The organism is Leifsonia sp. NPDC080035 (assembly GCF_040050925.1).
GTDB lineage: Bacteria > Actinomycetota > Actinomycetes > Actinomycetales > Microbacteriaceae > Leifsonia.
In genome coordinates this window covers 2,209,439-2,222,430 of sequence record NZ_CP157390.1, presented here as the reverse complement: position 1 = coordinate 2,222,430, position 12,992 = coordinate 2,209,439, and the positions used below count along the sequence as shown (strand labels likewise).

At 70.6% G+C, this 12,992-nt stretch carries 13 protein-coding genes and 1 tRNA gene; 4 read left to right on the top strand and 10 right to left on the bottom strand.

The genetic code is table 11. From position 1 onward, the window contains the following. Positions 1-166: 166 nt before the first annotated feature. Both AAME72_RS10940 and AAME72_RS10935 read left to right on the top strand, forming a co-directional pair. The gene (locus AAME72_RS10940) at positions 167-1,210 is read left to right on the top strand and encodes a Gfo/Idh/MocA family oxidoreductase (protein ID WP_348786595.1); all 1,044 of its coding nucleotides are present in this window, start codon (positions 167-169) and stop codon (positions 1,208-1,210) included. A gap of 34 nt (positions 1,211-1,244) precedes the next feature. Next, a complete protein-coding gene (locus AAME72_RS10935) occupies positions 1,245-2,039 on the top strand; it encodes a YqaJ viral recombinase family protein (RefSeq protein WP_348786594.1) in 795 nt (264 codons plus the stop codon). Positions 2,040-2,057: 18 nt separating this feature from the next. On the opposite strand, the gene AAME72_RS10930 is transcribed toward AAME72_RS10935, so the two are convergent. The 10 genes from AAME72_RS10930 to AAME72_RS10885 form a co-directional block, all read right to left on the bottom strand. Next, complete coding sequence (locus tag AAME72_RS10930) at positions 2,058-2,753, bottom strand: DUF998 domain-containing protein (protein WP_348786593.1); 696 nt, start codon at positions 2,751-2,753, stop codon at positions 2,058-2,060. Between the two features lie 76 nt (positions 2,754-2,829). After that, positions 2,830-3,372 (bottom strand): GNAT family N-acetyltransferase, encoded by a 543-nt coding sequence (locus AAME72_RS10925; RefSeq protein ID WP_348786592.1) that lies wholly within the window; start codon positions 3,370-3,372, stop codon positions 2,830-2,832. 100 nt (positions 3,373-3,472) lie between these two features. Further along, on the bottom strand, positions 3,473-5,473 hold the full coding sequence (locus AAME72_RS10920; protein ID WP_348786591.1) for a S53 family peptidase: 2,001 nt from the start codon (positions 5,471-5,473) through the stop codon (positions 3,473-3,475). Between the two features lie 229 nt (positions 5,474-5,702). Continuing rightward, positions 5,703-6,392: a 50S ribosomal protein L1 gene (gene rplA / locus AAME72_RS10915; RefSeq protein ID WP_348786590.1), complete on the bottom strand. Its 690-nt coding sequence runs from the start codon at positions 6,390-6,392 to the stop codon at positions 5,703-5,705. Between the two features lie 81 nt (positions 6,393-6,473). Continuing rightward, a complete protein-coding gene (rplK, locus tag AAME72_RS10910; RefSeq protein ID WP_055890341.1) occupies positions 6,474-6,905 on the bottom strand; it encodes a 50S ribosomal protein L11 in 432 nt (143 codons plus the stop codon). A 105-nt stretch (positions 6,906-7,010) separates the two neighbouring features. After that, a complete protein-coding gene (gene nusG / locus AAME72_RS10905) occupies positions 7,011-7,931 on the bottom strand; it encodes a transcription termination/antitermination protein NusG (RefSeq protein ID WP_348786589.1) in 921 nt (306 codons plus the stop codon). 54 nt (positions 7,932-7,985) lie between these two features. Beyond that, entirely contained in the window at positions 7,986-8,258 is a 273-nt protein-coding gene (gene secE / locus AAME72_RS10900; RefSeq protein WP_348786588.1) for a preprotein translocase subunit SecE, read from the bottom strand. Positions 8,259-8,300: 42 nt separating this feature from the next. Next, positions 8,301-8,373: transfer RNA gene (locus AAME72_RS10895), tRNA-Trp, on the bottom strand. Positions 8,374-8,772: 399 nt separating this feature from the next. Beyond that, positions 8,773-9,474, bottom strand: coding sequence for a response regulator transcription factor (locus tag AAME72_RS10890; protein WP_348786587.1), 702 nt, complete (start codon positions 9,472-9,474; stop codon positions 8,773-8,775). Between the two features lie 4 nt (positions 9,475-9,478). After that, on the bottom strand, positions 9,479-10,693 hold the full coding sequence (locus AAME72_RS10885) for a PspC domain-containing protein (protein ID WP_348786586.1): 1,215 nt from the start codon (positions 10,691-10,693) through the stop codon (positions 9,479-9,481). A gap of 116 nt (positions 10,694-10,809) precedes the next feature. Between AAME72_RS10885 and AAME72_RS10880 the strand changes: the two genes are divergently transcribed. Together AAME72_RS10880 and AAME72_RS10875 are read left to right on the top strand one after the other, a co-directional pair. After that, positions 10,810-12,396, top strand: coding sequence for a PspC domain-containing protein (locus tag AAME72_RS10880; RefSeq protein ID WP_348786585.1), 1,587 nt, complete (start codon positions 10,810-10,812; stop codon positions 12,394-12,396). An 11-nt stretch (positions 12,397-12,407) separates the two neighbouring features. Next, entirely contained in the window at positions 12,408-12,917 is a 510-nt protein-coding gene (locus AAME72_RS10875) for a hypothetical protein (RefSeq protein ID WP_348786584.1), read from the top strand. Positions 12,918-12,992 lie beyond the last annotated feature (75 nt).

Below are 12,992 nucleotides of genomic sequence, written 5' to 3'. Positions count from 1 at the left end.
CGCGCGGGGAAAGGGGGGATACAGGGGGACCCCGCGCGCCGGTCCGATTCACCAGGACGACCTGAGGTATTTATATCTCAGATATTTACACACTAGGTGTATCCAGCCGGTTCGTCAACATCAAATGGGTTCGCCCCTCCCACCATGCGCGGTGCAGACTGGGCAGATGCCCGCCTCCTCACGCGTCCTGCCCGCCCCGCGCCATCCCGACCCCGCCGACGCTCCCTCGTTGCGCTGGGGGGTGCTCGGGCCGGGAGTGATCGCGGGCGACTTCACGGACGCCCTGCACGCCCACACGGGACAGCGCATGGTCGCCTGCGGCTCCCGCTCGGCCGAGCGCGCCGACGCGTTCGCCGCCGCGCACGGCGTCGAGCGCGCGCACGCGTCGTACGAGGCGCTGGTCGGCGACCCCGAGGTGGACGTGGTCTACGTGGCGACCCCGCACAGCCAGCACCTCGAGCACGCGCTGCTCGCGATCGCCGCGGGCAAGCACGTCCTCATCGAGAAGCCGATGGCCGCGACCGCAGACCAGGCGCGGCGCATCCGGGACGCGGCACGGGGGGCCGGCGTCTTCGCGATGGAGGCGATGTGGACGCGGTACCTGCCGCAGACCGACATCGTCCGCCAGCTGTTGGACGACGGCGAACTCGGCGAGATCGCTCTCGTCACGGCGGATTTTGGGGGGCGGGCGCCATTCGACCCGGCCGGCCGACTCTGGGATCCGGCCCTGGCGGGCGGCGCGCTGCTCGACCTCGGCGTCTACACGGTCTCCTGGGCGTCGTTCGCGCTGGGTGCGCCGGAGAGCGTCGTCGCCGCCGGTTCGCTCGCCCCGACCGGTGTCGACGAGCAGGCGTCCCTCCTGCTCACCTCGCCGGGCGGAGCGCAGGCGCTGCTCAACACGACGCTGAGGGCGGGCACGCCGTCGCTCGGGACCATCTGCGGGTCGAACGGCCGGATCGAGACGGACAGCCCGTTCTGGGGCCCGAGCGGACTGCGGCTGCACACGGCTGACGGCTCGCTTGCCGCGCACTGGCGCGACCCGTACAACCGGCCGTACCGGCAGGGGATGTCGTATGAGGCGGCGGCGCTGGCGCGGTTCGTCGCCGAGGGACGGACGGAGTCGCCGCTGCATCCCCTCGACGAAGCGGTCTCGACGCTGGCGACGATCGACGAGGCGCGCCGTCAGCTGGGCGCGCGCGGCGTGGAGTGACGCCGCGCCCGCCCGGGCGTTGCAGAATGGAGGGGTGCTCGACCGTACCGCCGCCCGAACCGCCGACCTCTACCGGCCGGGCGTACTGGCGGACCTCGGGCCACGGTCGTCGGCGCCGGCTCCGATCGCCGTCGTCCCGGCGGTGCCGGGCGCGGAGGGTCACCTCGCCCGCGTCGTCGCCTCCTCCAGCGACAGGATCGGCTGGCTGCGCGCGCGCAGCCGCGGCATCACCGCGACCGACGTCGCCAAGCTGTCGACCCCGCGGTCGCTGCGCGCCGCCGCCCACGAGAAGCTGAACGGCTCCGGGTTCTCCGGCAACGTGTTCACGCAGCACGGCCGGAGCAGGGAGCCGGAGATCGCCGGCTGGGTGGCCGCAACCCACGGCATCCTGCCGTCGGACCTGCTGTTCCACGCCGAGCGCGACCGCCGGCACCTCGCGACGCCGGACGGTCTCGTCGTCCGCACCGGCGGTCGCATCGAACTCGCCGAGATCAAGACCACGAACAAGCCGTTCCGGAGCATCCCTCGCAGCTACCTACGGCAGATCTGGTGGCAGCAGTACGTCCTCGGCGCCGAGCGCACGCTCTTCGTCTGGGAGCAGCACGACGGCTTCGTGCCGCTGCACGACGAGCCGGAATGCCGGTGGGTCGACCGGGACGACACCGAGATCGCGCGGCTCGTCCGTCTCGCCGGCGAGCTGATCGACATGCTCCGGGATGCGACCTCGCGACCCGCTGCCCCGACACTGCCGGCGCCGGTGCAGCACACGATCCCTCGTGCCGCGGCTTCCGCACCCTCGCCGCTCACGGCACAACCGCAGCTCTACTGAGCGCGGCGGCTCCGGCCGCTACTCCCCCGCGGCGACGGGGACCCGGACCAGCGCGAGCGAGTACACGGCGATCCACGCGATCGCCACGGTGGTCCCCACCAGCTCCAGCCACGCCCCGACATCCGTCGCGACGTGCGCGATCGCGAGCAGGCCGCCCACGATCGTGATGAGCGCGACGGCAACGCAGCTCGCGAGCGAGAAGCGGGCGACGCGAGGCAGCCGGGTCGCGAACGCGACCTGCAGCATCGCGAAGCAGGCCGCGGCGAAGCCGAGCACGGCCGAGACCGTGTGGATGAGATCCTGCGCCGTCGAACGCGGGTCCATCAGCGGCACCGGGCAGTTCGCGGTGCAGGTCACCTGCGATGCGAGCACGAAGCACACGGCCGCGAAGCCGAGGCTGGCCGCCGGCGCCCACCCGTTCAGCACCCGGACGGAGGAGCGGACGTGCCCGCTGGCCAACGCGATGCTGAAACCTCCCGCCGCGACCAGCAGCAGAGCGACCGCGAACGGGCCGGCCGTCGGCGCGCCGATCGCCCCGAGCTCGCTCACGTACACCGGGTACGCGAACGTGAGCCGGGCCGCCCAGATGATCGTCAGGCCGGCGAGGACGCACACCGTGCCGATCGCGAGCAGCACGGGCACCGCGCGCTGCCAGCCGACGGCGAGCAGCGGGGCGCTGAACGGCTGTCGCACGATTCGCAGCAAGCGGCGCACGGGCACTCCTCGGGAGGTTCGGGTCGCAGCATCCTAACCGGCGCGCGGCTTGAAACATGCTGTGCGGGCGCGCGCGTCAACCGAGCGCCAGCGGACGCTCCATCACCCAGTCGTCCTCGAGGCGATCGCCCACCAGGAAGCGCTTCGAGCCGACCCGCTCGAAGCCGTGCTTGCCGTAGAACCGCTGCGCACGGGCGTTGAGCTCGTTGACGCCGAGCCAGACGCCCGCGGCGCCCGCCTCGGCGGCGGCGGCCAGGCTCTCGGTCATCAGCCGTCCGGCGACGCCCTCGCCGTGGTGTCCCGGCAGCACGTAGCACTTGCTCAGCTCGACGGTCGGCCGGATGCGGATGGCCGCGCGCACGTCCCCGTCCGCCGGCTCGCCGACGTTGAGAAGTGTGTAGCCGATCGCGCTCCCCCGCTCGTCCTCGGCGAGGAGGATGCGGCGGGAAGGATCGGTCAGGTACTCGGCGAAGCGCTCCTCGGAGAGATGGGTCGCGATGAACTCCGCCTTGGCCTCGTCCGTGGCGTGCGGCGGGCAGGCGAGCGGGAAGGTCACGGCCGCGACGGCGGCCAGGCCGGCCTCGTCACCGGGGCGGGCGGGGCGGATTCCGACGGTCACGCCCACCAGCGTAGCGGCGCGCGGCGCGCATCCCGAGCCCCGCACGACGGACCGGCCGCCCCGAAGGGACGGCCGGTCGTGTGTCGTGGGGCGATGCGGGCTAGTGCCTGCCCTGCGCCACGAAGTTGAGCAGCGAGAACGAGACGTCGCCGAGGCCCGTCACGTCGTCGTAGCCCTTGGCCGTCTTCAGCGATGTGTCGTTGTCCAGCGAGACCAGGTAGGTGTTGCCGCTGATCTTGCTGGTGTACACGAGCGCCTGCGGCGGGTTCTGCGGCACGATGTCGCGGAAGGCGGCCGGGACCACGCGCTTGACGGCGTAGAGGGTCGGGTTCGCGAACCCGATCGTCTTGCCGGTCGCCTGCTGCACGATCGCGATCTGCGCGGCGACGATCGGCGAGGCCAGCGACGTTCCGCCGTAGGTCTCGTTGATGTAGTCGCCGGTCGCGAGGGTGGTGTCGTCCACGATCGGGCGGATGCCGATCTGGAACCCGGTGTACGGATCGGCCAGCGCCGCCACGTCCGGCGACACACGGTGGCCGTTCGCGAGCGCGTTCGGGACGATCCCGCGCTGGTAGTCCGGCTGTGCGAACACGTCGCTCACGCCGCCGCCCGCGCCGCCGACGAAGCGGGTGCCGGGAAGCGGCGCGATGTAGCCGAGAGTGCCGTCCGCGTTCTTGACGATCTGGTCGAACTGGTCTCCCCAGCCCGTCTCGTACGCGATGGAGCCCTTCTTGTCGATCGCGACGCTCGTGCCGCCCACCGAGGTGACCCACGGCGAGGACGCCGGGAAGTCCGGCGACGGGTAGCCGAGGTTCTCGACCTCGTCGCCGTTGTCACCGCTCGAGAAGTAGAGGCCGATGCCCTCGCCCGCTGCCTGCAGCTGCAGGTTGACCTCGCCCTGGATGACGTCGGCGGGCACAGCCTCACCGACGTTGCCGTAGCTGTTGCTCACGATGTTGGCGAGCTTGTTGTCGAGGATCTTCGACATCGCCACATCCAGGCCGCCGCCGCAGTTCGTGCCGCCGACGTAGAGGATGCGCGCCCCGGGAGCGATCGCGTGCACGGACTCGACGTCCAGCGTCTGCTCGCCCTGCCATCCGCTCGGGTACTGGCAGAGCGCCTGGTCGGTGAACTGCGCCGGGCTCGGCACGAGCTGCTGGTAGCTGGAGTTGGTGAGACCCGGCTCGCCGTTCTGCTGCGAGTAGGAGTTCACGTCCTTCACGATGCTCGGGCTGGCGTACGCGTCGATGATCGCGACCGTCTGCCCGCGGCCGTTCACACCGCGCTTGCCGAGGTCGCTCAGGCCGTACGCGCTGCGCAGCTGCTGCGGCGTGTACCCGCAGTTGTAGGTGCTGAAGCTCGTCTTGCCGTACGCGGCCGGAACCGTGACCGTGTGCTCACCGATGTAGTGCGAGCAGGGGGTCTCGATCACGGGCCCGGCGTTCGGGGCGACCGACTTCATCTTCACCTGCGGAGTGTTCGACGGCCCGAGGTCGCCCTGCTTGATCGAGTCGGGCCGGGTCAGCGTGCGCGACTGCTCCAGGCTCACACCGGACACCTTCGTCCCGATGTTCGACGGCAGCGAGGGTGCGGAGGCCGGCGCGACGAGCTGACGGCCCGCGTAGCTGAACTCGTGCAGCGAGGTGCCGAAGATCGAGCCCAGCTGCTCCGGCGTGCCGCGGAACACCACGTACTGACGGCTTGCGGGAACGGCGGTGATCGTGAGCCCGGCGGCCTTGAGGAAGTTGACCACCGCGTCGGAGTCCGCCTTGGTCGGCGAGAAGCGGTTGATCCACTGCTGTGGGCTCAGCGCCTTACGGTAGCCGGAGAGAGAGGGGTTGGACACCTGCTTGGCCAGGGCCTCCGCTCCGTTCTGGTCGCGGAGCGGCAGGTAGATCTCGCCCTCGACCGTGGTGTCGGCCGGGGCGGCTCCTGCATCGTTCTGGGCGGTGGCCCACGAGGGGACGGAATCGGCATAGATCACCCGATCGGCGGCGTCGGCCGCGGATGCGCCTGCCAACGACAACGCCACCACGGCGGTCGTGGTGGCGAGGATTCCGAGTGCCCTCTTGTGGAAGGCGATTGTGTTGCGAGGTGTCATTGAAAAACGTTCCTTCGCTCGGACGGGCTCGGCATCGAGCCGGCGTGCGGTGCGCGCCAGGGCGAGACTAACCCGAGCCTTCTACCTCCACAAGAGGGGGTAGACAGGTCTGTCCAACCGGTTGACGTTTATGAACGTTCTCTCAGGAAACGGATTCTTCCCGGAATGCCGAACGGGGCCGGTCCCGGCTGCTGCCGGTCCCGACCCCGTTCAGATCGAAGCGCGTCGCTCAGATAGCGTTGACGTCCAGCGGGATGCCCGGGCCGAACGTGGTCGACACGGCGCCCTTCTGGATGTAACGACCCTTCGCGGCGGACGGCTTGAGACGCATGACCTCTTCGAGGGCGGCCTTGATGTTCTCGTCGAGCTGCTCGGCGGTGAAGCCCGCCTTGCCGACGACGAAGTGCACGTTGGCGTGCTTGTCGACGCGGAACTCGATCTTTCCGCCCTTGATGTCGGAGACGGCCTTCGCGACGTCCGGGGTCACGGTGCCGGTCTTCGGGTTCGGCATCAGGCCGCGCGGGCCGAGCACCTTACCGAGACGACCGACCTGGCCCATGAGCTCCGGGGTGGAGACGGCCGCGTCGAAGTCGGTGTAACCGCCGGCGACCTTCTCGATCAGGTCGGAGCCGCCGACCTCGTCGGCGCCCGCGGCGATCGCGGCCTCGGCGGCCGGACCGGTCGCGAACACGATGACGCGCGCGGTCTTACCGGTACCGTGAGGAAGAATGACGGTACCGCGGACCATCTGGTCCGCCTTGCGCGGGTCGACGCCGAGCTTCAGCGCGACCTCGACGGTCGAGTTGAACTTCGCCGAACCGGTCTCCTTCGCCAGGGTGACGGCCTCGGTGGGGGTGTAGTACTTACCGGCCTCGATCTTCTCGGCCGCGGCCCGGTAAGCCTTGGACTTCTGTGCCATGGGTTTTCTCCTTACGAGAATGTGGTGCGAGCCTGGCCGGCTCTGCCACGGTTATGTCTGGATGACGGGTGCGGTGAGGCCTCAGGCCTCGACCGTGATGCCCATCGAGCGGGCGGTGCCTGCGATGATCTTCGACGCGGCGTCGATGTCGTTCGCGTTGAGGTCGACCATCTTCTGCTCGGCGATGGCGCGCACCTGCTCCTGGGTCAGCTTGCCGACCTTGGTGGTGTGCGGGACGCCGGAGCCCTTGGGCACGCCGGCGGCCTTCTTGATCAGCTCGGCCGCGGGCGGGGTCTTCAGGACGAACGTGAACGAGCGGTCCTCGTACACGGTGATCTCGACCGGGATGACGTTGCCGCGCTGCGACTCGGTCGCCGCGTTGTACGCCTTGCAGAACTCCATGATGTTCACGCCGTGCTGACCGAGCGCGGGGCCGATCGGCGGGGCGGGGTTGGCAGCGCCGGCGTTGATCTGAAGCTTGATCAGACCGGTGACCTTCTTCTTCGGTGCCATGTCTCTTCCTTCTTTGTGTGTTCGAGCGGGTGGGCACGCGGCCCGCGTCGCTCTCCCGGTTTCTCGGCCCTTCCGAGATCCGGTGATTTCGTAAGTCTGTTGTGGTTAGAGCTTCGTGACCTGGTCGAAGCTGAGCTCGACCGGCGTCTCGCGCTCGAAGAGCGAGACGAGGACGGTGAGCTTGCCGCTCTCCGGCTTGATCTCGCTGATCGATCCGGGCAGGCCCGCGAACGAGCCCTCCTTGATCGTGATGGTCTCGCCGATCTCGAAGTCGACCTCGGCGGGGATGACGCGCGCTGCGGCCTTCTGGCCCTTCGCGGCGCCCTTGGCCGGAGCCGCCTCGACCTGCACGAGGCTCTTCAGCATCGAGAAGGCCTCTTCGAAGCGCAGCGGAGTCGGGTTGTGGGCGTTGCCGACGAAGCCGGTCACGCCCGGGGTGTGGCGGACGACGGACCAGCTGTCCTCGTTCAGGTCCATGCGCACGAGCACGTAGCCGGGGATGCGCACGCGGTTGACCATCTTGCGCTGGCCGTTCTTGATCTCGACCACGTCCTCCATGGGGACCTGGACCTCGAAGATGAAGTCCTCCATGTTCATCGAGACCATGCGGTTCTCGATGTTGGACTTCACGCGGCGCTCGAAGCCGGCGTACGAGTGGATGACGTACCACTTGCCGATCTTGGAGCGCAGCTCGGCGCGGAACTCCTCGTACGGGTCGGCTGCGACCTCGTCCTCGTCCTCGACCGCCTCGGCAGCAGCCTCGGCCTCCTCGGCGGAGTCCACCTCGAGGGCCTCGTCGACGGCGCGGTCGGCCTCGGGGTCGACGGCCTCGGCCATCGCATCCAGCACGGCGTCGAGATCGACCTCGGTGCCGTCCTCCGTCACGACGTGGAGAGCCTCGTGCTCGGCCGCGTCGACGGAGTCCTCGTCGCGTGCCAGCACGTTGCCGGTCTGCGCCTCGTCGTCTTCGGAGGACTGCTCGGCAGCGGTCGCCCAGTCCACGTCGTCGCGATTCGTCTCAGACACTGAATTCGTTTCCATTTCTGTCGGGGAGGCCTGGCGGCCAGGTCGGCGGGGTGGTTACTTCGGATTGCCGAAGACCCAGACCACGCCCAGACCGAACACCCAGTCGAGCAGGGACACAAGGGCCATCATGATCACCACGAAGACGAGCACGACTCCCGTGTAGCTCAGGAGCTCCTTGCGCGTCGGCGTGACGACCTTCTTCAGCTCGCCGATGACCTGCCGGATGAACAGGGCGATCCGCGCGAACGGGTTGCGCCGTGCGGCGCGGTCCTTCTTCGCGTTGGCGACGATCTCCTCGCTCGGCTCGTCGATTACCTTTCGGGCCACCTCGTTACACCTTTCGTGGACCGGCATCGGGATGCCGGTTTGCAGGGCGGACAGGAATCGAACCTGCAACCTGCGGTTTTGGAGACCGCTGCTCTGCCAATTGAGCTACCGCCCTAGGGAGACGAACTGCGAAGCCTTCGCGCTTCCTCGGTCCAGGCTAACCGATCACGTATCCGAATGCGTCGGATGCGTTCCCGCAGCAGGGGCGTCCTGCCATCGCCCGAACCGAAAAAAGGCGCAGAAAAGCTTGGCAGATTCAACCACCTCGTCCAGTGTACGGGACACCCGCACCCACCTCCAAACCGCGCCCGGGATCGGCTCGCGCCCAGCCGTAGAGTGCGGAGAGAATCCACGTACTCGACTGTTTCGGGGCAATTTTCTGCGTACTCGACGGCGGCGGTGGGCGTGACTCCGGGAGGTTCGGGCGCCCCCGCCATCAGTTCCTGAGTTGTTCACGCGACACACCGGTATGAGGCGTGAAGAACTCAGGAATGGACGCCGAACGGACTCGCATCTAGAGGAGTTTGCGCTCCAGCGCCCACGCGGTGAGCTCGTGGCGGGACGAGAGTTGCAGCTTCCTGAGCACCGCGGACACGTGCGTCTCGACGGTCTTGATGGAGATGAACAGCTCGGCGGCGACCTCCTTGTAGGCATAGCCGCGCGCGATCAGCCGCATGACCTCGCGCTCGCGCGCCGACAGCCGGTCGAGCTCGTCCGTCGTCTCCGCCTGCTCCCCCGCGGCGGCGCCGAACGCGTCGAGCACGAACCCGGCGAGCTTCGGAGAGAAGACCGCGTCGCCTCCGGCGACCGCGACAACGGCGTCGCTCACCTGGCCGCCCGAGCTTCCCTTCGTCAGATACCCGCGGGCTCCCGCGCGGATGACGCCGACAACGTCCTCCGCCGCGTCGGAGACGCTGAGGGCGAGGAAGCGCGTCGCCGGGCATTCCGGGGCGGTGCGTCTGGCCACCTCGGCTCCGCCGCCGCCCGCGCCGCCCGGCAGGTGCACATCCAGCAGCACGACGTCCGGCCTGGACCGGAGGATGGCCGCGACCGCCCCGTCCACATCCGCGGCCTCGGCCACGACGGTGAGGCGGTCGTCGAGGTCCGCCTTCAGCCCGGAGCGGAAGATGGAGTGGTCGTCGACGATCGCGACCCGGATGGGGCGCTCGGCGCCTCCGTCTGCTCCGTCTGCTCCGGTGGCGTTCTGGTCGGTCATGCTCTCATTCTTGCTCGGTCGGGAGCTCGATGCTCAGGTGGACTTCGGTTCCGCTGTCCCGGGCGGTGACGGTGGCCGAGCCTCCCGCCCTCCGCATCCGCCCGAGGATGGACTCCCGCACCCCGAGCCTGCCCTCCGGGAGGGCGTCGACGTCGAAGCCCGGCCCGCGGTCGCGGACGAAGACGTCGGCGGACCCTGCGCCCGCCTCGACGTAGACGGAGACCTCGCCGCCGGCGTGCCGTGCGGCGTTCAGCATGGCCTCGCGCGCGGCCGCGGCGAGCTCGGTCGGCGCGTGCCGCACCGGCTCGCCCACCGAGACGATGTCGAAGTGGACGGCGTGGTCGACCTCCAGGGCCGCAGCGACATCCCGCAGCTCCGTCGCCAGGTCGCCCTCCTCCGCCTCCGGAGCGTGCGCAGCATCGGCGTAGAGCCAGTCGCGCAGCTCTCGCTCCTGCGCACGGGCGATCCGTCCCACCTCGCTGGAGGCGCCGGCCCGGTTCTGGATGAGGGCGAGCGTCTGCAACACGGAGTCGTGCAGGTGCGCGGCCATCTCGGCGCGCTGCTCCTCCTTGATGCGCGCCGTGCGCTCAGTGATCAGCTCGCGCCAGAGCCGCAGGGCCCACGGGGCGACCAGGACCGCGGCCCCCGCGAAGGTCGCCGCGATGATCGCGAGCCAGAGCCCACCGGATGCGGCCCCGCCCTGCAGCAGGCTGAGCGCGAGAGCGACGAGCACGAGGAACGCGCCGGCCGACATCCGGAAGGCCGTGGCGGACACCGGTGCGGGAGCAGGACTCCCCTGGTCCATGAGCTGGTCCCAGGCGACCGCGGCCACGACCAGGACGATCGCCGTCACGAGCGCGCCGATGCCGGGGCCGACCGAGCCGACGGCGACGAGGACGATGGAGGAGATCCCGGCAGCGGCGCCGCCCGCCGCGAACACCCAGGGCAGATTGATCAGCCGGGTGACACGCTCCTCCGGGTCGTCGGGAGCGGCAGGGCGGAGCGGGGTCAGCGCCCAGAGCCACAGATAGAAGAGGATGCCGAAGCCGCTCAGCAGGGACGTGCCCACCAGCACCCACCGGACCGCGGCGACCGGCCAGCCGAGGTGGTCGGCGAGCGCGACGCTGACCCCGCCGACGACGCACGCACGGGGGCGCGCGAGTGGCGGGCGCTCGGTGCGCGGGGGGCCGGCGGCGCGCGCCGCGTGGTCGGAGGTCATGTTCAGAATCCAAGCAGACGGCGGCCTCCCCCGACACCGCCTCCCCACCGAATCAGGGTGCGCTCAGGGTGTCACCGGATATCGCGCGGGCACCGTCGGGCGGCAGGATTCTGAACATGTCACAGAACGGCTCGACACCTCCCCCGTACGGCGGACCGCAGACCGGCTTCGCCGGACGCGGCACGCGCTTCTTCGACTGGATGCGCAGCATCGGCGTCGTGCGCGCCGACGGCTGGCTCGGCGGTGTGTGCGCAGGGATCGCGTACCGCATCGGCATCGACCCGCTGATCGTCCGCGGGATCGCCGTGGTCGCCGCCATCCTCGGCGCCCCGGTGCTGCTGCTCTACGCGGTGGCCTGGGCGCTCCTGCCGGACCGCGAGGGCCGCATCCATCTGCAGCGCCTGTTCGACGGCGACTTCGAGCCTCCGATCGTCGCGATCGGCGTGATGCTCGTGCTCTCGCTGCTGCCGTGGACGGGCGGGTTCTGGTGGTTCGGCGGGCCGTTCGACCACGACTTCGGCTGGGGCGATGCGGTCGGCCGGGTCATCTGGACGCTGATCGTGCTCGGCGCCGCCGCCGCGTTGATCGTGCTGGCGGTGCGCAACTCCGGGGCCAAGGGTGGGGGGAACGTGTCGGGTGCGCCGGGCTCGCCCGCCTCGCCGACCTCCTCGGGGGCACCGGCGGCGAGTGCAGCATCAGCGGCGGGAGCCGCGGGCAGCGATCCCGCCACCACGACGGTGCCGGAACCCGGAGCGGCCGCCGCTGCCGGAGTCGGCGCCGGCACGGCTGCCGCCGGTGCCGTGACGCCCGACGCTCCCGTGCTCGACACCGCGGCGGAGCCCACCGCTCCCCCGGCGCCGTCCGTCGGCGCCTCACCGCAGGACGTCGCCGACTGGCGTGAGCGCCAGGCGCAGTGGAGGGCCGACCACGCGCAGTGGAAGCAGCGCCTCGACGCCGACATGCGCGCGGTCAAGGCGCAGCGGTCCGCGGAGATCCGGGCGCAGGCCGCCGCGGCCACCGCCGATGCGGACGCGCGACGCATCGCGTACCGCGCCTCCAATCCGCGCGTCGGCGCCGCCATCGGCTGGCTCGCGGTCGGCGTCGCCCTGGTGGCCGGCTCCCTCACGGCGGCGTTGTGGGGTCCCGCCACCGGAATCCAGAGCTACACGTTCACCGCGGCCCTGGCGGCGGCGACCGCCGTCTTCGGGCTCACCGTGCTCATCGCCGGGCTCGCGCGCCGCCGCAGCGGCTTCCTGATCTTCCTCGGAATGTTCCTCGCGGTGTGCACGGCGATCTCGGCACTCGCGCCCTCGACCGTGCGGTTCGACCGGGCGGGCGTCGTCATCGGCGGGGCGCTGGATGTGACGCCGGCCGCCGGGGCGAGCTACGCCCAGGGCTGGGGCGACACCACGATCGACCTGAGCAGGGCGGTGACCGCTGCGGGGACTCCGGTCGTGAACCTGGCGAAGGGGCGCGGCGAGACGACCATCCTGGTTCCGGAGGACGCGACCATCCGGCTGCAGGCGGCGACGCCGTCCGCCGTCACGGTGCTCGACTCCTCCGGCGCCGCGCAGACCCACTCGTGCCACGAGGACACCGGCGAATGCGACACCGACGTGACGATCGGACCGGCGGGATCGGCGGACGCGATCGTCCGGGTCGCGCAGATCGACGACCTCACCATCCAGCAGGTCCAGAAGTGAAGGACGAGGACATGACCCAGAAGAACGGCACGCCCGGAGACGACGACCAGCCGACGGTGCCACTGGACGAGGTGGCGGCCGCGAAGGACGCTGATGCCACCGCTGCCAACGCGGCCAACGCGGCCACCGTGCCGATAGCGGAGGCCGAGCCCGCGGATGCCACCGCGGCCACCGCGGCCACCGCGGCCACCGCGCGCATCCCCGCCGAGACGGCGCCCGCCGAGCCGTGGCTGACCGCGCCTCCCGTCGCACAGCGTCCTCCGGTCGCACCGCCCGGTCGGCCCCCGGTGCGCTGGGGTGGAGTGATCTGGGGACTCCTCCTGCTCGCCTTCGCGGCCCTGACGCTGTTCCTGGTGTCCTCGCCCGCGCGGCTCGCCGGAGCCATCGCCTGGTTCGCCACCCTGACGCCCGGCTCCGCATGGGCGCTCTGGATCGGTGTGGTCGGCCTCATCATCGCGGTGTCCGCGGTGCTCGGCGCGGTGAACTCCGCGCAGCGGCGCCGGCGACGGACTCCCGCCTGACCACTCGCTTCTCGCCGTAGGTCGACGCTCCTTCACAGCCCCGGGCCGGGGGTCGGTTCTCCACCGATCTCCGGC